The organism is Streptomyces aureoversilis, assembly GCF_042657885.1.
GTDB classification, from domain to species: domain Bacteria; phylum Actinomycetota; class Actinomycetes; order Streptomycetales; family Streptomycetaceae; genus Streptomyces; species Streptomyces aureoversilis.
Genome location: NZ_JBHSKJ010000021.1, coordinates 68,823 through 88,577 on the forward strand (window position 1 = coordinate 68,823; position 19,755 = coordinate 88,577).

Here is a 19,755-nt window from a genome sequence, read left to right on the forward strand (position 1 = left end):
TGTCGCGGAACGGGGCGGGGCGGGGCGGGGCGGGGTGGAACGGGACGGGACGGGCGGTGGCCGGCGCGGCCGGACGAGCCGTGCCGCGCCGGGAGGGGCTAGGCGAGCCGCCGGGGCCGGAAGGCGAAGGCGGCGGCGGGCACGGCGACGCCGTGACTGCGCAGTTGATGGGCTCGGGTGAGGACGGCCGCGCCCTCGAGGAGGTTCAGCGCGATCTGCACCACGTCGCGCCGGACGGGCTCGGCGAGGAAGCTGTCCGCCGCCCAGCGGTTGAACGCTCCCATGGCCGGGCCGCACCAGATCTGGTAGTCCGCACGGCGTTCGGTGTGCCCCGCCACCGCCCAGCGGCTCGACATGCCCAGGTACCAGCGGAAGGCCAGCGCCATCCGGTGCCGGGGATCCTGCTCGGCCTTGCGGAGCCGGGACGGGTCCCGCTGCTGCCAGAAGGACAGCGTCTCGGCCCAGACGGCGTCGAACGACGTCCCGAGGATGTCCTGTTCGACCCGGGCCCGCTGCCGGGGCGGGATGTCCTCCCAGCTCTCGTGGTCGCGGTAGAGGTCGTAGAGCCGGGTGGCGCGCGCGGCGAAGAGCGTTCCCCTGCGCAGCACCTGGAGCTTCACCCCGAGCTCGAACATGTCGGCCGCCGGTGCCATGGTCACGTCGGCGACGTCGGCCTGTGCCAGCATCGCCTTCGCGTCCTCCGACAGCCCTGATTCCCGGGTGGCCTGGTTGACGGAACCGGTCAGGACGTACGCCGCGCCGAGGGCGAAGGCGCCGGCCACCGCGGCGGGGGTGCCCAGGCCGCCCGCCGCCCCGATCCTGATGCCGCGGTCGTAGCCGTGCAGGGCCGTGAGTTCGTCCCGCAGGGCGAGCATGGCCGGCAGCAGGACCGTGAGCGGCCGGTTGTCGGTGTGCCCACCGCTGTCCGCCTCGACGGTGACGTCCTCCGCGACGGGCACCCGGGCGGCCAGCCCGGCCTCGTCCGCGGTGAGCTCCCCCCGCTCCACGAGGGCGCGCACCAGGGGCTCGGGGGCCGGTGCCATGAAGGGCCCCGCGACCTCGGGCCGGGACACCTTGGCGAACAGCCGGGTGCCGCGCAGGATCCGCCCCTGGGGTCCGCGGCGCAGTCCGCGGGCGGCGACCTTGACCACCGCGGGGGTGAGCGCCATGAACGCGGAGGCGGAGACGGCCGGCACGCGGTGGCGCAGGACGATCTCGGCGACCCGGTCCTCCAGCACCGGCTCACCGGGCGAATGGATGAGGTTGACGCCCCAGTTCGGTTTCCCCGCGAGCCCGGAGGCCAGCTCGGAAACCGCCCGTTCGACACGTTCCGGATCCAGTCCGGCGGCGCCGAAGAAGCCGAGCATGCCCGCCCGGGCCATGGCGCGGACCATGGCCACGGTCGCGATGCCGCCCGCCATCTCCCCGGCGACGTAGGGGAACCGCACGCCGTGCGCCTCGCCGAAGGAGCGGTCCCCGAGCCACTCCGGGTACAGCGGTGGCAGGGTGCCCAGCAGGGGCAGTCCCCGCCGCCCGGGGAGGGCCGGGCTCGTGGAACCCCCTACGGCGATCCCGATTCCCCGTCCCTCGGGGGCGGTCACGAGATGGACGGCTTCTCTGATGGCGCCCGCCGCGCTCAGGATCTCCGCCGGCGCGAAGGCGGCCGGGCGGTCGCCCGGATACCACCGGACGGATGCGGTGAGGGCCGGAGAGGCAGCCGGACGAGCAGAGTCCATCACGGCGTCAGCCGCGGGCCGCGCGATCGCCGGCCGCGAACCGCAGCGACGTGTGATCGGCAGTGCGAGGGAGGGGGCGCTCGGGTCCGAGACGGTTCGGCGAGGTGATGCGCCAGTCATGGCGGAGCAGTTCGGTGAGGAGCAGGGCACTGGTGGAGAGGACGATCTCCTTGCCGAGGCACTGGGCGGGGCCACGGCTGAACGGTGCGATCGACCAGTCCGCCTCGGCCCGCCCGTCGAGCCACACTTCGGGTTCGAACCGGTCGGCGTACGGAAGGCGCCGGGCGTCCCGGTGGAAGAACGGGGTGCAGGCGATCACCGCCGCGCCCGCCGGAAGGGTCCAGCCGCCCGGCCAGTGCGTCTCGGCAGTGGTGTCGCGCACGAGGGCCAGGGTCGTGGGCCACAGCCGCTGGGCCTCCAGGACGCAGGCCCTGAGGTACGCACGGTCCGTGCGGGCCCTGGCCGAATGCTCCGGGCGGCCGGCCAGGAGACCGAGTGTGAGGTAGTCGGAGACAGGGGCGGCGTCGAAGGCGAAGAACCAGTGCTGCATCTGGGCCACGGGCTTGATCTCGGCTGTGGCCGGGGTGGCGCTCACCGCTCGGGCCAGGCCGCCCGGCTCGGGCAGGTCGATGTAGCGCCGGCAGCGGGCGAACAGCTCATTGCGCAGACGATGGCGTTTGCGGTGCAGCATGAACCAATTGCCGTCGCTGCGCAGCTTGTCCCGTAGCTCGGTGATGCGCTCGTCGTCCCGGGCGGCGTCACCGAAGACGATCCGGCGCACGATGCGCTGGTAAGCGCCGCGGAACCGCTTCCATGTGAGCTGGCCCCCGACGAGCAGTGGCCGCGCCTCCTCCTCGACGGCTGCCCGGCAGGCTTCGCGGAACCACTGCCCGGCCGCGCAATGGTCGATTGCGGCCTCGTTGAACCTGCGCCGCTCCGCCTTGGCGGCGCCCGGAGTGACCAGCACGGCGTCCGGCTCGAAATGTGACAGGGCGGCCATCTTCTCGCGGTTGGCAGTCGTGAACGACACGCCGGTCTCGGCGAGCATGCGGCGAGCGTCGTCGGCCGAGAGGAGGATGAGACCTGTTCTGCCGAAGGCGTTGACGAGCACCGGCCCCGGACCGTGACGCTCGCGCAAGTCGTCCAGAATTCGGCAGCCCCAAGCGTGGGTGTCCAGTGCGGCCGTCAGCCTGACCCCCAGGGAGCGCCGGAGACAGGCGCCCTGAACGAGAGTGGGAAGCACGCCGATAACGAGCAACCGCACGACATCGGTCCGGCCGGCTCGGGTAGGTCCTGGTGCCACGACAGCGACTCCTCCCGCCCGGGAAGCTTCCGGGAAGAGGCTGCCCGACGCACTCCCCGCTACCCGCAGGAGGAATCGAGCTCACCCGATCAGGTGAGTGCGCGCGCCGTGGCTTCGGCCTGTGGGGCGGGCACGCGGATCAGGCGCGCACGCGGCCATGGCAGCGCGACACCGTCACCAGCGTATGGTCCATCACGAAAACCATGACGACGCTGTGCGCCGAGCCGGTCCGGCAGGCCGTTGGCCGCTTACGACGCGGCCGGCGCCGGCGTCACCGGATCCGCGGTCGCGTAGATGTCCCGGACCCGCGCGGCGAGGGCTTCGTATGCCGCGTTCGCCTTCTTGCTCACGTCGGTGAAGTCGACCGGTGCGTCGAGGGAGACGGCCGAGGCCGCCCGTGTGATGGCTTCCTCCGCGGCGTCGGCCAGGGCCCGGACGTTGTTCGCGAGGATGAAGCCGACCTGGGAGCGCAAGGCGTCGAGAGCGGCGTCCGACGCGTCGGAGGCGTCCGTCACGGGCTGCCGGAGGCTCTCCGGCGGCTCGGACGGTTCTGCTTGCATGCGCGACCTGTACAGATGCCGGGCGGAACTGAACGCGAGGAGAGTGGCCATCGCGTTCCGCAGCAGGGTGTTCACTTCGACCAGATGAGTCAGCTCGAACGTCTCACGGCGCTCGGCGAGCACCTTGTGCCGGTCAGCCTTCCTGGCCAGCGCCTCACGCCTGAACTGGGAGCGGTTGTTGAAGATCCCCGAGGCCAGGACCGTGGCCTGGCCGAGCAGCATGGACGACACGATCCAGAACCAGTTCCAGCCCCCCGCAGCCATACCCGTAGTTTACGGACACCGAGGGAAGCCCGGCGGGGAGTTCCGTTTCCGGCGTCCGAGGCGTTCCACGTCCTCGATCACAGTCATCGGCGACACCGCCGGCGGCACACCCGCACCCCACTCCTTGAACATTCAACGAGAGAGCCCTAGAGTGAGCACCCGGGAGTCATTGAACTTTCAAGATCTCCCGCCTCCCCCCATGAAGGAGCCCTCGTGAAGTCCACCCGAAAGGCCTGGGCCACAGTCGTCGCCCTCGGCGTCCTCGCCGCGAGCGGAGCCACCGTCGCTGCCGCCACCCCCGCCGCCCACTCCGCGCCGAAGAGCGCGAGCGAAGACGAGCAGCTGCAGAAGCTGTACCAGGACGCCATTGCCGAGGGCGGCCGTCTGGTCGTCTACGCCGGCGGCGACAAGCCCGGCCAGGCCGACTCCCTCAAGAACGCGTTCGTCAAGCAGTTCCCCAAGATGAAGGTCGACACCGTCGTCGACTTCAGCAAGAACCACGACGCGCGCCTCGACAACCAGATAGCCGAGCACAAGGTCGTAGCGGACGTCGTCCACCTGCAGACCCTCGACGACTTCCCGCGCTGGAAGAAGGAGGGCGCGCTCGAGAAGTACAAGCCGGTCGGCTGGAACAAGGTCTACGACCAGGTCAAGGACAAGGACGGCTACTACACGGGCCTGTTCTTCATCGCCTTCGCCAACGTCACCGCCACCACGCTCGGCGACAACGCGCCCGTCGAGGCCCAGGACTTCCTGAAGCCCGAGTTCAAGAACAAGCTCGTCTTCACCTACCCCAACGACGACGACGCCGTTCTGTATTACTTCAAGCAGCTCACCGACAAGTACGGCACCGACTACCTGAAGAAGCTCCTCGCCCAGAACCCCAAGTTCGTCCGCGGCACCGCGGACGCGTCCGGCCTGGTCGGCACCGGCGACTACGTGGCGAACTTCGGCAGCTCGGGCAGCTCCAGCGGTCTGTCGAGGACGAGCATCCCGGAGAAGTCGCCCTGGGTCGCGTGGCCCCAGACCGGCGCCATCCTCAAGGACGCCCCGCACAAGGCCGCCGCCAAGCTGTACCTGAGCTGGATCCTGTCGAAGCAGGGGCAGCAGAACCGCTGGAGCGCCCGCACCGACGTCGCCACCCCGGCAGGCCGCAAGGGCATCTTCGACTACCCGAACATGAACCCGCTCGGCCTCGGCGCGTTCATGAGCGACCGTGCCGCCCTCGACCGCTACAAGGCGCTCATCAACCTCTACGTCGGTGACGTCAAGGGCGCCAACCCGGCCGACCCCGAAGGCCGGCTCGGCCTGTACCCCGTCGACCAGAACGGCACACAGGGCTAGGCACAACAGGAACTCGGCGGACGGCCCCGGTTCCCCCGCCGGCGGAGGGCCCGCCCTGGAGGTTGGAGTGGGCGGCGGGTGGCAGGGCGCGCATCGGGGCCTGGCACCGGCGGCACTTCATGGTCGGCCGAGCTCGGTCCAGAAAGCCGACACGGCTTTCCAGGGGAAGAGCGGCCCGGGGTCGATCCGGCGGCGCACCCTCGCCTCGGGGCGGTCCGCCGCCGGGATCAGGGCGGTATCGAGATCGCTGTGCCGGTACAAGTCGGTGAGGTGGGGGAATTCGCCGTGCAGCGCCCTCAGCACTTCCCGGAGTGATTGCACCTGCGCGGCCGGGAACGGCTCGGTCGGGGTCTGGTGGTCGGCGTCGAACCAGCGGGGGTACCGGCCGCGGTTGATCAGTTCGATGCCGATGGACGAAGTGTTGTGTCCGCGGACGTGTTGTGCGACGCGTCCGAACGGCACCAGTTGGTGCACCGCACCGTCCCGGTCGATGTACAGGTGCCCGCACATCCCGCGCCCGGTCTCGCTCTCCCGTGCCGTCTTGTCGGCTTCCAGCAGCGCCTCGTCGAAGCCGGGCAGCTCGGTGGCGTGCAGCACGACCGTGGTGACGGTCTCGAGACGGCGCTCGGGCAGCCGGTGGTGCCAGCTGACGAGATGGTCGCAGGCATAGCGTTCCATGAGGCCCATGGTTGCCGACTCTACGCGCCGCCCCGTCGCTTGACGCCGAGTCAGGCCCGCCCGCGCCGGCTCCCCCGCCCGAGCGCCCACTCCCGCCCCGGCCTCCCTCCCGGGAGTCGGGGCACGGCTACCGCCCCGGCGCTCCCGCGCGCAGTCCGTCCATGACGAGGTCCAGCAGCCGGGTGACGCGCGGCTGCCAGTCCGAGCAGGGGTCGATCTGCCAGAGGCCGGCGATGGCGAGGAGGAAGTCGTCCGGGGAAACGCCCGGGCGGATGGTGCCGGCCTGCTCGTTGGCGCGGAGCAGGAGGCCGGCCGCGGAGGTCACCGGGGCGTGCCCCGGCTTCGCCGGTCCGCCGGGCCTGCTGGTGGCCATGCGGATCGCGTCCGCCAGGCCGGCCTTGGTCATGGCGAACCGGGCGAGGCGGTCCATCCACTCGCGCAGGGCCCGGTCCGGTTCCCGCGTTTCCAGCAACTGGGTCGCGGTCTCGGCGACCTGCTGCATTTCGTAGCGGTAGATCTCGAGGACGAGTGCCTCGCGGTGGGGGAAGTTGCGGTAGAACGTGCCCTGTCCGACGCCCGCCTTCTTGGCGATCGCACTCAGCGGGGCGTCCGGGCAGCGCGTCAGCTCGGCCACTGCGGCTTCGAGGATGCGCTCGCGGTTCCGCCTCGCGTCCGACCGCAGAACCGCATCCTTGTTCTCCTGCACTCGTCCTCCCGGCGGCGCGTGCCCGAATCCCGCCCTTGTTAACCGGACAACTGTCCACTACGCTCCAAATGAGCGGACAGTTGTCCGCTTGTGCTCACCATAGCGGCGGATACGGCCTGCTGGTGGCCGTCGCGGCACCGGCTTTGCGATCTCCGCCGCCCGCAGTGTTCCCGGATCCACGTCGCCACGTACGTACAGCGCGCCATCTCCCGCCCGGCCCTTCACCTCCTGATCCGGCTCCTGATTCGTCTGCCTGCCGGCCCGCCCCCTCGGCGTGCTCCGGATACGCGAAAGAAGGCTGATCATGGCCCCACCCCCCGCATCCACGCACAGCTCCGTCACCTTGGACATCAACGGCGACAAGCACACGCTGACCGTCGATCACCGCACCACCCTCCTCGACGCGTTACGCGAGCGTCTCGATCTGACCGGCACCAAGAAGGGCTGCGACCAGGGGCAATGCGGCGCCTGCACCGTCCTGCTCGACGGACGCCGGGTCGTGGCCTGCCTGCAGCTCGCGGTGGCGGCCGAAGGACGTGCGATCACCACCGTCGAAGGCCTCGCCGAAGGCGACCAACTGCACCCCGTACAGCAGGCGTTCCTCGACCTGGACGGCTACCAGTGCGGCTACTGCACGCCGGGGCAGATCTGCTCGGCGGTCGCGGTGATCGAGGAGCACGCGGCGGGCTGGCCGAGCGCCGTCACCGACGACGTACGGCCCGAAGCGGTCCCGCCCCCGCTGACCGACGACGAGATACGGGAGCGTATGAGCGGGAACCTCTGCCGCTGCGCCGCCTACGTGTCGATCGTGCAGGCGGTCTCCCGCGCGGCCGCGGTCCGGACGGAAACCAGGGAGCACTCGGCATCCAGGGAGCGCTCAGCGACCACGGAGCACGCAGCGACCACGGAGCGCCCAGCAGCCACGGCGGCCAAGAGGGCAGTCGCGTGAAGGAGTTCGCCTACCAGCGCGTATTCGACGTCTCCGGTGCCCTCGCGCTGCTCGATGCCGATCCCGGCGCCCGCTTCCTCGGCGGCGGCACCAACCTCGTCGACCTGATGAAGGCCGGCGTCGAGCGCCCCGCCCGCCTCGTCGACGTGCGCGAACTGCCCTTGGGCCGCATCGAGCCGACTGCGGACGGAGGTCTGCACATCGGCGCGACCGTCACCAACAGCGACCTCGCCGCGCACCCCGACGTCCGCCGCCACTACCCGGCGCTGGCGCAGGCGGTGCTGGCCGGCGCCTCCGGGCAGCTGCGCAACATGGCCACGGTCGGCGGCAACCTGCTCCAGCGCACCCGCTGCGGCTACTTCGCCGACGTGACCAGACCCTGCAACAAGCGCGTCCCCGGAAGCGGCTGCTCCGCCGTCGAGGGCGAACACCGCAACCACGCGATCCTGGGCGCCTCCGGCCACTGCGTGGCGGTCCACCCCTCGGACATGGCCGTGGCGCTGACGGCTTTCGACGCCGTCGTCTCGTACGAGACGACCGACGGCCCGGGCGCGTTGCCGCTGACCGGGTTCTACCTGCCCGTGGGCGACACGCCGCACCTGGAGACCGCCCTGCCGCAGGGAGCGCTGATCACCGGCGTCACCCTGCCTCCCGCTCCGCCCGCCGCCGCCCGCTCCCGCTACCGGAAGGTGCGCGAGCGTGCGTCGTACGCGTTCGCGATCGGCTCGGTCGCCGCCGGGCTCGATGTCCGGGACGGCGTGATCCGTGATGCGCGCCTGGCCTTCGGTGCGGTCGCGTCCCGGCCGTGGCGGGCCGCGGCGGCCGAACGGGCGCTGATCGGGGCGCACCCCGGCGGCGAGGTGTTCGCCGCCGCCGCGGACGCCGAACTGGCGGCCGCGGAGCCGCTGCCGCACAACGGATACAAGGTGACGCTGATGCGCAATCTCGTGGTGGCGGTGCTGACCGAACTCGCCGAGGAGGCCGCCCGATGACCACCGCCCCCACGGCGCGCAAGGGCGCCGTCGGCACCGCGCACACCCGGGTGGAAGGCCGCGACAAGGTCACCGGCGCGGCCCGCTACGCCGCAGAGGTCCCCTTCGCCGGCCTCGCCCATGGCTGGCTGGTGTTGTCCACCGTCGCCCGTGGCCGCATCCGTTCGCTGGAGACGGCCGCTGTCCTCGCGATGCCGGGGGTGCTCACCGTTCTCCAGCACGGGAACGCCCCGCGGGTCGACACCGGCTACATCGGCCTCCTGGGGGTTCCACCGGACCCGACCTGCGCCGTGTTCCAGCACGACCGGGTGCCGCACATGGGCTGGCCCGTGGCGCTGGTCGTCGCCGAGACGCCCGAGCAGGCCAGGGAGGCCGCCGAAGCGCTCGTCGTGCACTACGAGGAGGAGGGCTACGACATCGCGTTCCCGGGCGAGCGCCCGGACGCGTACCCCTTGGACGGCCACCTGCCGGCCGTCGTCGAGAAGGGGGACCTGGAGGCCGGACTAGCGGCGTCCGCCGTCGTCGTGGACGCGGAGTACACCACCCCCGAAGAGCACCACAATCCGATGGAGCCGCATGCGGCCACGGCGCGCTGGGAGGGCGGCCGGCTCGAAGTCGTCGACTCCAACCAGGGCACCACCTGGGTCGCGGGCGAGCTCGCGAGCCTGTTCTCGCTCGACCCGGCCTCGGTCCGGGTGCGGTCCGAACACGTCGGCGGCGGGTTCGGCAGCAAGGGGCTCCGCGCGCACCAGGTGGCCGCCGTGATGGCCGCGACCGTCCTCCGGCGCCCGGTGCGGGTCGTACTGACGCGCCGCCAGATGTTCTCGCTCGCCGGCTACCGCAGCCCCACGGCACAGCGGGTCAGGCTGGGCGCCGACGCCGACGGGCGGCTGCGCGCGCTGGAGCACCGCTCGCTGAGCCTCACCTCCACCGTGTACGAATTCGTCGAGCCGAGCGCCGCTACCGCCCGGGTGATGTACGACGCGGACGCCCACCACACGGCCAACCGGGTGGTGCGCCTCGACGTGCCGACCCCGAGCTGGATGCGCGCACCGGGCGAGGCGCCGGGCTCGTTCGCGCTGGAGGCGGCGCTCGACGAACTCGCCGAGAAGTGCGGCGTCGACCCGATCGAGCTGCGCGTGCGCAACGAGCCCGAGCGGGGTCCCGTGTCCGGCCTGCCCTTCGGCGGCCGCCACCTGCTCGCCTGCTTCCGGGAGGGCGCCCGCCGGTTCGGCTGGGCGGACCGCGACCCTCGTCCCGCGGTGCGCCGTGAAGGCCGCTGGCTGCTCGGCACCGGCACGGCGGCGGCCTCCTTCCCGGTGATGGCCCGGCCGTCCACGGCGGCCGTGACGGCGGAGGCGGACGGGACCTTCACCGTACGGATCTCCGCGGCGGACATCGGCACCGGAGCACGGACGGCGCTCACCCAGGTGGCCGCCGACGCGCTGGAGACCGGGCCGGACCGCGTCCGGGTGCGGATCGGGGACAGCGACTTCGGACCGGCGATGATCGCCGGAGGTTCGATGGGCACCCGCTCCTGGGCGTGGGCGATCACCGCCGCGGCCGCCGAGCTGCGCGAGCGGCTCACCCCGGGCGCCGGCATCCCGCCGCAAGGAATCACGGTGCGGTCGGACACCACCGCGGCCGTCGATGCGCTCCCTCCGAAGGAACGGCACTCCTTCGGAGCCCAGTTCGCCGAGGTCGCCGTCGACGCCGGCACCGGCGAGGTACGGGTGCGGCGCATGCTCGGCATCTTCGCGGCGGGCCGGATCGTCAACCCGCTCACCGCCCGCAACCAGTTCGTCGGCGGAATGACGTGGGGCATCTCCATGGCCCTGCACGAAGAGGCCGTCCGGGACCGCGCCTCCGGCGGCCACTACGGCGCCGACCTCGCGGGATACCACGTCGCCACGCACGCAGACGTGCCGCGCATCGAGGCGGACTGGATCGACGACCCCGCCCCGGACCCGGACGACCCGGTCGGCATCCAGGGCATCGGCGAGATCGGCATCGTGGGCGCCGCGGCGGCCGTCGCCAACGCGGTCTGGCACGCGACGGGCGTACGCCACCGGAGCCTGCCCATCCGGCCGGACCGCGTCATCCTGGGCGGGACGAGCACGAGGGAACCGCATGCTTGACATCGCCGAGGAGCTGCACCGCTGGGCCGGGCAGGGCCGGGACTTCGCCGTCGCCACCGTCGTGGCCGTCAGCGGCAGCGCGCCGCGCGGCCCCGGCGCCGCCCTCGCCGTCGACAGTGAGGGCACGGTCATCGGCTCGGTCTCGGGAGGCTGCGTCGAGGGAGCGGTGTACGAGCTGTGCCGGCAGGCGCTGGCGGACGGTGAGACGGTCGTCGAACGGTTCGGCTACAGCGACGAGGACGCCTTCGCGACCGGGCTCACCTGCGGCGGGGTCATCGACGTCATGATCACGCCGGTCGCCGCGGGCGCGCCGGGGCGGGCGGCGTTCCGATCGGCGCTGTCGGCTGCCGCCGGGAGCGGGCCCGTGGCGGTCGCCCGGGTCGTCCGGGGACCGGCCGGACTCCTCGGCAGGCTCCTGCTCGTGCGCGACTCGGGGGCGTACGAGGGCACCCTCGGCGGCCGGGCGGAGCTGGACCGGACGGCGGCGGCCGAGGCCCGGGCCGTGCTGGACACCGGCCGCACCGGCACGGTCGAACTCTCGGAGGACGGATCGCACTGCCCCGGTGGTCTCACACTGCTCGTCGAAGCGAGCGTGCCGGCGCCCCGCATGATCGTCTTCGGTGCGGTCGACTTCGCCGCGGCGCTCGTGCGCGCGGGCAAGTTCCTCGGCTACCACGTGACCGTGTGCGACGCCCGCCCCGTCTTCGCCACCCGGGCCCGCTTCCCCGGGGCCGACGACGTCGTGGTCGACTGGCCGCACCGCTACCTGCGGCGCACCGCCGTCGACGGCCGTACGGTCCTGTGCGTGCTCACCCACGACGCCAAGGTCGACGTACCGCTGTTGAAGGAGGCGCTGCGGATGCCGGTCGCGTTCGTCGGCGCGATGGGCTCGCGCCGCACCCATGCGGACCGCTACCGGCGGCTGCGCGACGCCGGCGTGACCGACCGGGAGCTGGCCCGGCTGAGGTCGCCGATCGGCCTGGACCTCGGCGCCCGTACGCCCGAGGAGACGGCGCTGTCGATCGCGGCGGAGATCGTGGCGGCCCGGCGGGGCGGGACGGGGGTGCCCCTGACCGGTTCGGGCACGCCCATTCACCGTGCCGCCGAGGGAGAGCGGAGGGCCGGCGCGGCCGCGTGAAGGGCGTGGCGTCGCCGGTTGTCCTCCAGCCCCTTGCGGGGCATCAGCGGTCCGTATGTGCCGGCCCGGAACCCGTGTGCGTCCATCGGGTGAGCGTCCGCGTGTCCGGTGCCGCGGGGCGCACCGTACCGATCAGTCTTCCTGGACAGGTCCGCCCGCGCGGGCACGAGGGGCCCGGTCGCCCGACCTCGGCATCCGGGCCGGCGCGGGAGTCACGTCGGTGCACGGCGCGCCGCGGCGGGCCGGAGGAGGGACTGTGAGCGGAAGCGGCGGGTGGGCGGTGGCCGCGGTGGCCGCCGTCACCGGTGGGTACGCGCTGGTCTCCCGGCGTCTGGCCGCGACCGTGGTGTCGGCCCCGATGGTGTTCACCGCCGCGGGAGTGCTCATCGGCCCGGTCGGCCTCGGGCTGCTGGATCTGGAGCGGGACACCGGGCCGGTGCTCGCCCTCGCCGAGGTGGCGCTGGCACTGGTCCTGTTCACCGACGCCGCCACCGTCCGTTCGGAGGAGTTCCGCAACGGCTGGTTCCTGCCCGTCCGTCTCCTCGCCGTCGGCCTGCCGCTGACCATCGTGGGCGGTGGGCTTCTCGCGTGGGCGCTGCTGCCGGGCCTGACGACATGGGAGTTGCTGCTCGTCGGGGTGGTCCTCGCGCCCACCGACGCGTCCGTGGGCAAGGCCGCCGTGTTCGCGCGGCGCATCCCCGCGGTCGTGCGGCACGGGCTCAACGCCGAGTGCGGGCTGAACGAGTGCCTGGTCCTGCCGGTGTTCGCCGTCCTCCTCGCCGCTCTGCCCGGGACAGCGGCCTCGCACCAGGGGGTGACCGGGATCCTCCGGCAGGTGCTGCTGCTCAGCCCCGCGCTGGGCCTGGTGGCCGGGGGGCTGGGTGGGGTGCTGCTGTCCAGGTCGTGGTTCGCCGGGCGGGTCACCGACGACTGGCGCCGCATTCTTCCCCTCGCCGTCGCCGCGGGGGCGGGCGCGCTCGCGGCGGCCACGGGCGGCAGTCCCTTCGTCGCCGCCTGGGTGGCGGGGTTCGCCTTCGCGGCCGCCGTGCGCGCGGGACCGCCGCCGGAGGTCGTACCGACCTCTCAGGACACCGAGGACGACACGCTTGAGTCCGTGGAGCACCTGGCGGCGCTCCTGGCTTCGCTGACCTTCCTGGTCTTCGGCGCGGTGCTGCTCGGCCCCGCCCTGCAGCACCTGAGCGGGCACGTCGTCGTCTACGCGGTGCTGAGCCTGACGGCCGTGCGCATGCTGCCCACCGCCCTCGCGCTCGCAGGCAGCCGGCTGAGTCCCCCGACCCTGGCCTACACCGGATGGTTCGGCCCCCGTGGCCTGCCCTCCCTCGTCCTCGGGCTGCTCGTGGCCGCCGAGAAGGTCCCCGGAGCCCGGCTCATGGGCACCGTCATCGCCGTCACCGTCGGGCTCGGCATCCTCCTGCACGGCGTCTCGTCCGTCCCTCTCGCCGACCGGTACGGCCGGTGGTACGAGCGGGCCCGGGCCCGTCGGCCGTCCCTGCGGGAGGCCGTGTCCGAGAGGGTGACCGGCGAGCACGTCCTGCCCGAGTGGAAGAACCGGTGACCCGGGGCCGGCGGAGGAGCCGGTGGCACCGGCCCGGCGGTCACGGACGCGTCACGCCCGCCGGGCCGCGACACGGCCACGGCGTACGGCCTCGCCGAGCGCCCGGAAGTCGAGCTCGTTGCGGTCGGCGTAGGCCTCGGCGAACCCGGCCACGGCCCGGTCGAAGGCCTCGCCGCCGCCGAGGTACGCGGCGATCGCGATCCGGTCGCCGGAACGGGCGTGGGCGCGGGCCAGGGTGGCACCGCACAGCTCCCCGTAGAGCTGCAGCTGCGCCGGCGACATCGTCTCCGGCCGGGCGCTTCCCTTCCAGTCGCGCAGCTGCCGGACGTGGAAGTCGCGCCGGCGCCCGTCCATCCCCTCGGCGCGCTCCCACCCGAGGAGGATGTCGCCGACGGCCTGCATCAAGCGCTGTCCGCAGACCACGCGCTGCCCTTCGTTGCCGTACGCGCTCGGGCGCACGTACGGCGCCAGCACCGACGGGCCCGCCTCCTTGGCCTGCAGGAACAGCGGATCGTCGTCGTCCCTGCCGAGCATCAGCACGATCCAGCAGCGGGTGCCGACGCTGCCGACGCCCACGACCTTGCGCGCGGCGTCGGCCATGCGGAACCGGCTCAGGAGGTGCCGGCGGTCGGAGGCGAGGCTGTGGCCGTAGCGCTCGACGAGCAGGCGGAGGCGTTCCTCGAGTTCGGCCCGCCGGTCCTCGGCCAGCAGGTCGCTCAGCGGGACGAGCAGGGGCGGATCGGCGGCGATCCGCCGGGCTCCGTCGACGACCACGGTGAGCCGCTGGGAGGCGTGCAGGTGGTCGCGGTGACGTGCGGTTTCCAGTGCCCGGGAGACGCGTCGGCGGTCCTGCTCGCCGAGCCGGCCGGCGAACAGCGCGCGCAGGTGCTCGGTGTCGAAGTGCGCGTACCAGACGTCGAGGTTGCGCATCTCGGCGAAGCCGCGCATCGCCTGCCGGTAGGACCGCACGCTGCCGCGGACGACGTCCGCGCGCCGCTTCCCGGAGAAGCCGTTCTCCCGTCCCGCGATCGCCAGACTGGCGGCAAGCCGCTCGACGTCCCACTCCCACGGCCCGGGCAGGGTCTCGTCGAAGTCGTTGACGTCGAAGACCAGGTGGCGCTCGGGCGAGGCGAAGAGGCCGAAGTTCAGCAGGTGGGCGTCTCCGCACAGTTGCGCCTCGATCCCGGTGGTGGGCCGGGCTCCCAGGTCCGCGGCCATGACGGCCGCGGCGCCGCGGTAGAAGGCGAACGGCGACTCCAGCATCCTGCCGTAGCGGATCGGTACGAGTTCCGGCACGCGGTCGGCGCTCTGCCGTTCGAGGATCGCCACCGGGTCGCCCCGGTCGGCCCGGGGCTCGAACCGGGCGTGGGCCGAGCGCGGCATCCGGCCGCGGGCCGCCTTGCCGCGCGCCGCGCGTTCGCCGGGCGTCAGGCGGGCTTCCCGCATGCTCGAGTCCATCTCCCTCACTCCTCCTCCCCTGCTCGTCCGCCGCGTGACCGGCGGTGCACGAACCAGACTCCCGCCATGAGCAGGGAGACCGCGAAGAGGACGAGCAGGCACGTCCCCCAGAACCCGCCGGTCAGCCGGAACCCCGCCACTGCGGCCACCGCCGCGACCACGAAGGGCGCGACCGCGAGGGCGAGGACGCGCAGTACGGCGGCGACGCCCGCCGCCGTGGGCACGCGCACGATCCGTCTGCGCCGTCCGCCCCGGTACTCCGCGGCGTCCGGGGTGTAGTAGCGCACGGTCTTCGCTCCCAGTCGCAGGGTGTTCTGCCGGTAGACCACCGCGAGTGCGGGCATCCAGATCAGCGGCAGCACCATGCCCACGAGGAACACGGCCACGATCAGGGCCGTCGAGACCACCTGCTGGAGCTTGCCGCGCTTCTCGCCCCCGCCCACGATGCCGAGGAGCGCCGCCATCCTGACGAGCAGCGACCAGCGTGTCCGCCGGGGAAGCCGTCCCCGGCCCCCGGGCGGGTGACGCTTCGTCTCGCTCAGGGCCCGGGCGGCCGCCTCGGTCGACGGGTACACGTCCTGAAGGACCAGCAGGTCCGCCACGCGGTTCTCGCCCCGGGGGTCGTGTCCGGCGAGGACGGCCAGTTCGATCACCATCTGGGCCTGGGAGAGCAGGGCCGCGACGAAGCTGACGGGCATCGTGATCATGAACGGCCCGCCCAGCACGGCGCCGTCGGCGATCGTGAGGCGCGTTCCGTGGGCGATGACGTCCCGGCGGAGCTCGTCGTCCCCGGCCAGGGGCTTGCGCTGCTTGCGGCGGGCCACGTAGGCGTCAGCCCGGGGCCCGAAGCGCCTCACCGCGAAGAGGGCCAGCTGCTCGGGCATGTGCTGCGGATCGGCCCAGATCATCGGCAGCAGCGCCTGGGCCTGTACCGTCGCCGACCCGGCCGTACGGGCCGGTCGTGATCCCTCGGTGGTACGTCCGCCGCCGTTCATCGGTTCCACTGTGGGTCCGGCACGCCGGGCCCGCCTCACCCGTTCCGGGTGAGGTGGGCACCGCCCCCTGCGGGCGCCCACCATGGGTGAAGTGGGGCGTCCGGGCCACCGGTGCCGGAGGTCTCCGAGGGCTGGAGGTCGTATGAGGCGTGTTCCCGAAAGGCAGGGCCCTACGAGGCGTGTCGGCGGCCGAGGAGGGGCGAGGCAGCGCTGGAGTGCACGGCTGGCGGTCGCGGCGACCGCCGGTGCCGGGGTGCTCCTGCTGTCCGTGGCGGGGCTCAAGAGCGTGGCGCTGGTGGCCGTGGGGCTGGCCGGCCTGGTGGTGTCGGCAGCGGCCGGGTGGTGGGCCCTGACGCGCCGGGGCGTGGTGCGAGGCCTCGCTCTGGTGCTGGCCGTGGCGGCCCCGGTGGCCGTGCTCGCGTCGTACGCCGCGGCGAAGCTGCTCTGGCTCGTCCTCGTCTCCGTGGCACTGTGGGCGTTTGCCGCCGTCGCCGGCTGGGCTGCGCTGCGGGCGGAAGCGGCCCCCGCCGCCACGGCTCACGGACGGCCCGTTCCGCCGCCCGGGCACGCCTGCCTGCTGATGAACCCCCGCTCGGGCGGAGGGAAGGTGGGGCGCTTCCGGCTGAAGGAGAAGGCCGAGGCGCTGGGGGCGGAAGTCGTCCTGCTCGGCTCCGCCCCCTCCGAGGACGTCGTGGCGCTCGCCCGCGACGCCCTCGCACGGGGCGCGGACCTGCTCGGCGTGGCGGGTGGCGACGGGACGCAGGCGCTGGTGGCGGGTGTGGCGGCCGAACACGGGGTGCCGTTCGTGGTGATCCCGGCCGGGACGCGCAACCACTTCGCCCTGGACCTCGGGCTCGACCGCGAGGACCCGTCCCGGAGCCTGGAGGCGCTCACCGACGGGGTGGAGCTCCGGGTGGACCTCGGGCGCGTCGGCGGGCGGGTCTTCGTCAACAACGCGTCCTTCGGCGCGTACGCGGAGGTCGTGCAGAGCCCGGCGTACCGGGACGACAAGGTCGGCACCCTGCTGCGGCTGCTGCCCGACGTGCTGACCCATCAGCACGGCCCCCGGCTCACGGTCTGCGCCGCCGGTGCGGTGACCGTCGACGGCCCGCAGGCCGTACTGGTCAGCAACAACCCGTACCGGGTCGGCGACCGTGCCGGGCTGGGCCGGCGCGACCGGCTCGACGGCGGGGTGCTGGGGCTGGTGAGCGTCAAGGCCGACAGCGCGGTGCAGGCCGCCGATCTGCTCCGCGGCAGGCGCGCGCCCGGCCTGGTGGCCCTCACCTCCGGCGAGGTCGTCGTCGATGCCGACCGGCCGGAGGTGCAGGTCGGCATCGACGGCGAAGCGCTGGCCCTCCCCACTCCGGTGCGCTGCGTGTCGGAGCCCGGCGCGCTCCGGGTACGGGTTCCCCGGCACCGTCCGGGAGTTCCGCAGGCGCGGCCGCGGCTGGACTGGCGGCGCCTGTTGGAGCTCGCGTTCACGGCGGACCGTGGCCGGGGCCGTGCCCTACCCCCGGCCGGCGCTCCCGGGGCCCGGTGACGGCCCGGCAGCCGGCGGCTGCCCGCGTCCGTCGGCGTGCCCGCGCCCGAGGGCGGACTGGACCGCCCCGACGACGACGTGGGCGGCGACGCCGATGAGCAGGATGTCGCCCGCCATCTGCACCATGGTGACGATCCGCGCCGGTTCCGAGCGGGGGGTGATGTCGCCGAAGCCGACGGTGCTGAAGACCGTGAGCGTGAAGTACAGGGCGTCGGTCCGGTTGAGGGGCTCGCCGAAACTGCCCGGTGCGGTCCGTTCCATGAGGTAGTAGGTGGCCGCGAAGAGCAGCAGGAACAACGGCACGGTGGTGGCCAGCGCCTGGACGGCACGCAGCCGGGGCCGGGAGGAGCGCAGGATCGAGCGGATCTGCCACGTGAAGAGGGCCGCCACGGCGACCAGTCCGAGGACGAGGCCCACGGCGCTGCTCCCCTCGAACCTCCGGTCGAGAGGGAGGAGGTAGTAGGCGAGGACGAGACCGGTCGCGGTCCCGATGGGCCGCAGGGCCACGCTCACCGGCCGGTCCCTCCCGTCTCCTTTGTCTCCCCTGTCTCTCCTGTCTTCTCCGTCTCCCCTGTCCTCCCTGTCTCCCCCGTCAGCCTTTCGGCCGGCAGGCGACGGGTGAACGGGAACGCGCCGAGGGTGATGGCCGCGGCGGCCAGGACGGCGGCCTTGAGGGCGTCGAGCTGCGCCGCGGCGTACGAGTCGACGAGCGCGTCGGCTTCGGACGGCGGGAGCGAGGCGCGTTCGGCGGCGCCGCGCACCTGGTCCGTGCCGACGAAGCTGACCCCGGCCTCCATGGCGATGCCGGCTTGCTGCCGTGCCGCGTCCGAGATCCTCGGGTTGCCGTCGATCTGGGTGGTGAAGGCATGGACCAGGGCGCCGATCAGCAGGGAGCCGATGAGCGCGGTGCCCAGGGACGAACCGAGGTTCTGTGCCGTGTACTGCAGGCCGCCCGCCTCACTGCGCTCCTCCTCTCCGACGCTGGACTGCACGACATTGCCCAGCTGGGAGGCGAGGAGCCCCATGCCCAGGCCGAGGACGGCCATCGCCAGGCCGAAGGAGAGGTTGTCGATCCGGGGCTCGATCGTGGCCAGCAGCCACACCTGCGCCGCCACGAGCACCAGCAGGCCGCACCGCACCACGGTCCTGGGCGCCGCGATCCGGCCGAACAGCGGCCCCGCCATGGCGGACAGCAGCATGGTCACCGACACGGGCAGCAGCCGGAGGCCGGTCTGGAAGGCGTCGAAGCCCTGCACGACCTGGAGGTACAGCGGGATGACGAAGAACAGGCCCAGCAGGACGAGGTTCTGGCAGAGCAGCATCGTCAGCCCGGACCTCAGCGGCGGCGCCCCGAACAGCGACAGGCGCATCAGGGGCTCCCTCCCCCGCGCCTGCTGCCGCCGTTCCCAGACGCAGAACAGCCACAGGTCGGCGGCCCCCGCGGCGATGACGAACACGGTCGGGGAGAAGCCGAGGACGGTGAAGGGCGGGTTCCGGGGCTTCAGCCACCCCCAGGAACTGCTCTGCAGGACGCCCAGGACGACGAGGGCGAGCCCGGCCGCCGACAGCACGACGCCTCCCTTGTCCAGGGCGGTCCTCGGCCCCGGCGGGGTGTCCGGGATCCACCGGACGACACACAGCATGGCGATGACGACCACGACCTCGCCGGCGAACACCAGCCGCCAGGTCAGGTACGTGGTCACCCAACCGCCGAGCAGCGGCCCCACGGCGATGCCGGCACCGGCCAGTCCGCCGATGACGCCGTAGGCGACCGCCCGTTCCCGCCCGCGGTACGCGCCGGCGACGAGCGCCGCGAGCGCCGGGAGGACGAGGGTGGCGCCGAGTCCCTCGACCACCGACCAGCCGACCGCCAGTACCCACAGCGACGGCGCCAGCGAGGTGACGGCGGACCCGGCTCCGTAGACGACCAGCCCGGCCGCGAAGGCCCTGCGGCGCCCGAACGCGTCACCGAGCTTCCCGCCGGTGATCATGAAGGCGGCCATGACCAGGGTGTAGAGGGTGATGACGGCCTGGATCGCCGTGACCTCGGTGTCGAAGTCCTCGACCAGCGTGCTGATCGAGACGTTCATCACCGACGTGTCCAGCACCATCAGGAACTGGGCCGTCCCGAGCACGATCAGGGCCCGCCATCGTTTCACGCCTGCGCCCTTTCCGCGTTCTGGTGGACCCCGGTCACGGCCGAGCTTGATCGAATCAACCGGTTTGATCAGGTTGATCGGGTTGATCGGGTTGATCGGGTTGATCGGGTTGATCGCACTCTAGAACCGCACGGCGAAGGGGCGGCGTTTTCGACGCTTTCGGCAGGGTGTGTCGCCCTGCGGCTCAGGAGATCCGGACCGGCCGGAACCCGCAGCGGG

General features: G+C 72.9%; 16 protein-coding genes and 1 pseudogene. 8 read left to right on the forward strand and 9 right to left on the reverse strand.

Going from position 1 to position 19,755, the window contains the following annotated elements; all coding sequences use genetic code 11:
- Positions 1 to 98 precede the first annotated feature (98 nt).
- Complete coding sequence (locus tag ACFPP6_RS29465) at positions 99 to 1,736, reverse strand: PfaD family polyunsaturated fatty acid/polyketide biosynthesis protein (protein ID WP_382048738.1); 1,638 nt, start codon at positions 1,734 to 1,736, stop codon at positions 99 to 101.
- A gap of 7 nt (positions 1,737 to 1,743) precedes the next feature.
- Positions 1,744 to 2,874, reverse strand: coding sequence for a cytochrome P450 (locus tag ACFPP6_RS29470; protein WP_382048741.1), 1,131 nt, complete (start codon positions 2,872 to 2,874; stop codon positions 1,744 to 1,746).
- A 284-nt stretch (positions 2,875 to 3,158) separates the two neighbouring features.
- Between ACFPP6_RS29470 and ACFPP6_RS29475 the strand changes: the two are divergent.
- A pseudogene (locus ACFPP6_RS29475) lies at positions 3,159 to 3,260 on the forward strand (serine hydrolase); the annotation flags it as partial.
- Positions 3,261 to 3,287: 27 nt separating this feature from the next.
- On the opposite strand, the gene ACFPP6_RS29480 reads toward ACFPP6_RS29475, so the two are convergent.
- A complete protein-coding gene (locus tag ACFPP6_RS29480) occupies positions 3,288 to 3,863 on the reverse strand; it encodes a hypothetical protein (RefSeq protein ID WP_382048964.1) in 576 nt (191 codons plus the stop codon).
- A 213-nt stretch (positions 3,864 to 4,076) separates the two neighbouring features.
- On the opposite strand from ACFPP6_RS29480, the gene ACFPP6_RS29485 reads away from it, so the two are divergent.
- Positions 4,077 to 5,207, forward strand: coding sequence for an ABC transporter substrate-binding protein (locus ACFPP6_RS29485; protein ID WP_382048744.1), 1,131 nt, complete (start codon positions 4,077 to 4,079; stop codon positions 5,205 to 5,207).
- A 117-nt stretch (positions 5,208 to 5,324) separates the two neighbouring features.
- On the opposite strand, the gene ACFPP6_RS29490 is transcribed toward ACFPP6_RS29485, so the two are convergent.
- Positions 5,325 to 5,885 (reverse strand): N-acetylmuramoyl-L-alanine amidase, encoded by a 561-nt coding sequence (locus ACFPP6_RS29490; RefSeq protein ID WP_382048747.1) that lies wholly within the window; start codon positions 5,883 to 5,885, stop codon positions 5,325 to 5,327.
- A 127-nt stretch (positions 5,886 to 6,012) separates the two neighbouring features.
- Entirely contained in the window at positions 6,013 to 6,591 is a 579-nt protein-coding gene (locus tag ACFPP6_RS29495; RefSeq protein WP_382048750.1) for a TetR/AcrR family transcriptional regulator, read from the reverse strand.
- 304 nt (positions 6,592 to 6,895) lie between these two features.
- Between ACFPP6_RS29495 and ACFPP6_RS29500 the strand changes: the two genes are divergently transcribed.
- The 5 genes from ACFPP6_RS29500 to ACFPP6_RS29520 all read left to right on the forward strand — a co-directional run bounded on the left by ACFPP6_RS29500 (position 6,896) and on the right by ACFPP6_RS29520 (position 13,384).
- Positions 6,896 to 7,540: a (2Fe-2S)-binding protein gene (locus ACFPP6_RS29500; protein WP_382048753.1), complete on the forward strand. Its 645-nt coding sequence runs from the start codon at positions 6,896 to 6,898 to the stop codon at positions 7,538 to 7,540.
- Complete coding sequence (locus ACFPP6_RS29505) at positions 7,537 to 8,532, forward strand: FAD binding domain-containing protein (RefSeq protein ID WP_382048755.1); 996 nt, start codon at positions 7,537 to 7,539, stop codon at positions 8,530 to 8,532. The genes ACFPP6_RS29500 and ACFPP6_RS29505 overlap by 4 nt, the downstream gene beginning before the upstream one ends.
- On the forward strand, positions 8,529 to 10,670 hold the full coding sequence (locus tag ACFPP6_RS29510; RefSeq protein ID WP_382048758.1) for a xanthine dehydrogenase family protein molybdopterin-binding subunit: 2,142 nt from the start codon (positions 8,529 to 8,531) through the stop codon (positions 10,668 to 10,670). Before ACFPP6_RS29505 ends, ACFPP6_RS29510 begins: the two co-directional genes overlap by 4 nt.
- The gene (locus ACFPP6_RS29515; RefSeq protein ID WP_382048761.1) at positions 10,663 to 11,808 is read left to right on the forward strand and encodes an XdhC family protein; all 1,146 of its coding nucleotides are present in this window, start codon (positions 10,663 to 10,665) and stop codon (positions 11,806 to 11,808) included. Before ACFPP6_RS29510 ends, ACFPP6_RS29515 begins: the two co-directional genes overlap by 8 nt.
- Positions 11,809 to 12,064: 256 nt before the next feature.
- The gene (locus ACFPP6_RS29520; protein ID WP_382048764.1) at positions 12,065 to 13,384 is read left to right on the forward strand and encodes a cation:proton antiporter domain-containing protein; all 1,320 of its coding nucleotides are present in this window, start codon (positions 12,065 to 12,067) and stop codon (positions 13,382 to 13,384) included.
- Positions 13,385 to 13,435: 51 nt separating this feature from the next.
- On the opposite strand, the gene ACFPP6_RS29525 is transcribed toward ACFPP6_RS29520, so the two are convergent.
- Both ACFPP6_RS29525 and ACFPP6_RS29530 read right to left on the reverse strand, forming a co-directional pair.
- Positions 13,436 to 14,842, reverse strand: a complete 1,407-nt coding sequence (locus ACFPP6_RS29525; protein ID WP_382048767.1) for a DUF2252 domain-containing protein — start codon at positions 14,840 to 14,842, stop codon at positions 13,436 to 13,438.
- A gap of 5 nt (positions 14,843 to 14,847) precedes the next feature.
- On the reverse strand, positions 14,848 to 15,837 hold the full coding sequence (locus ACFPP6_RS29530; RefSeq protein WP_382048769.1) for a hypothetical protein: 990 nt from the start codon (positions 15,835 to 15,837) through the stop codon (positions 14,848 to 14,850).
- A gap of 142 nt (positions 15,838 to 15,979) precedes the next feature.
- On the opposite strand from ACFPP6_RS29530, the gene ACFPP6_RS29535 reads away from it, so the two are divergent.
- Positions 15,980 to 17,377: a diacylglycerol/lipid kinase family protein gene (locus ACFPP6_RS29535; protein WP_382048772.1), complete on the forward strand. Its 1,398-nt coding sequence runs from the start codon at positions 15,980 to 15,982 to the stop codon at positions 17,375 to 17,377.
- Here the strand turns inward: ACFPP6_RS29535 and ACFPP6_RS29540 are convergent.
- Both ACFPP6_RS29540 and ACFPP6_RS29545 read right to left on the reverse strand, forming a co-directional pair.
- Complete coding sequence (locus ACFPP6_RS29540) at positions 17,345 to 17,890, reverse strand: potassium channel family protein (protein ID WP_382048774.1); 546 nt, start codon at positions 17,888 to 17,890, stop codon at positions 17,345 to 17,347. The two genes, ACFPP6_RS29535 and ACFPP6_RS29540, sit on opposite strands and share 33 nt — an antisense overlap.
- Positions 17,887 to 19,536 carry an MFS transporter gene (locus tag ACFPP6_RS29545; RefSeq protein WP_382048777.1) on the reverse strand — a complete coding sequence of 550 codons (1,650 nt, stop codon included), beginning with the start codon at positions 19,534 to 19,536 and terminating at the stop codon, positions 17,887 to 17,889. Before ACFPP6_RS29545 ends, ACFPP6_RS29540 begins: the two co-directional genes overlap by 4 nt.
- Between the last annotated feature and the right edge of the window lie 219 nt (positions 19,537 to 19,755).

Coding starts and splice junctions, on each gene's coding strand:
- ACFPP6_RS29465 (WP_382048738.1), bottom strand. CDS start 1,736: ATGGACTCTGCTCGTCCGGCTGCCTCTCCGGCCCTCACCGCATCCGTC.
- ACFPP6_RS29515 (WP_382048761.1), top strand. CDS start 10,663: ATGCTTGACATCGCCGAGGAGCTGCACCGCTGGGCCGGGCAGGGCCGG.
- ACFPP6_RS29535 (WP_382048772.1), top strand. CDS start 15,980: ATGAGGCGTGTTCCCGAAAGGCAGGGCCCTACGAGGCGTGTCGGCGGC.
- ACFPP6_RS29525 (WP_382048767.1), bottom strand. CDS start 14,842: ATGGACTCGAGCATGCGGGAAGCCCGCCTGACGCCCGGCGAACGCGCG.
- ACFPP6_RS29510 (WP_382048758.1), top strand. CDS start 8,529: ATGACCACCGCCCCCACGGCGCGCAAGGGCGCCGTCGGCACCGCGCAC.
- ACFPP6_RS29500 (WP_382048753.1), top strand. CDS start 6,896: ATGGCCCCACCCCCCGCATCCACGCACAGCTCCGTCACCTTGGACATC.
- ACFPP6_RS29530 (WP_382048769.1), bottom strand. CDS start 15,837: ATGAACGGCGGCGGACGTACCACCGAGGGATCACGACCGGCCCGTACG.
- ACFPP6_RS29480 (WP_382048964.1), bottom strand. CDS start 3,863: ATGGCTGCGGGGGGCTGGAACTGGTTCTGGATCGTGTCGTCCATGCTG.
- ACFPP6_RS29490 (WP_382048747.1), bottom strand. CDS start 5,885: ATGGAACGCTATGCCTGCGACCATCTCGTCAGCTGGCACCACCGGCTG.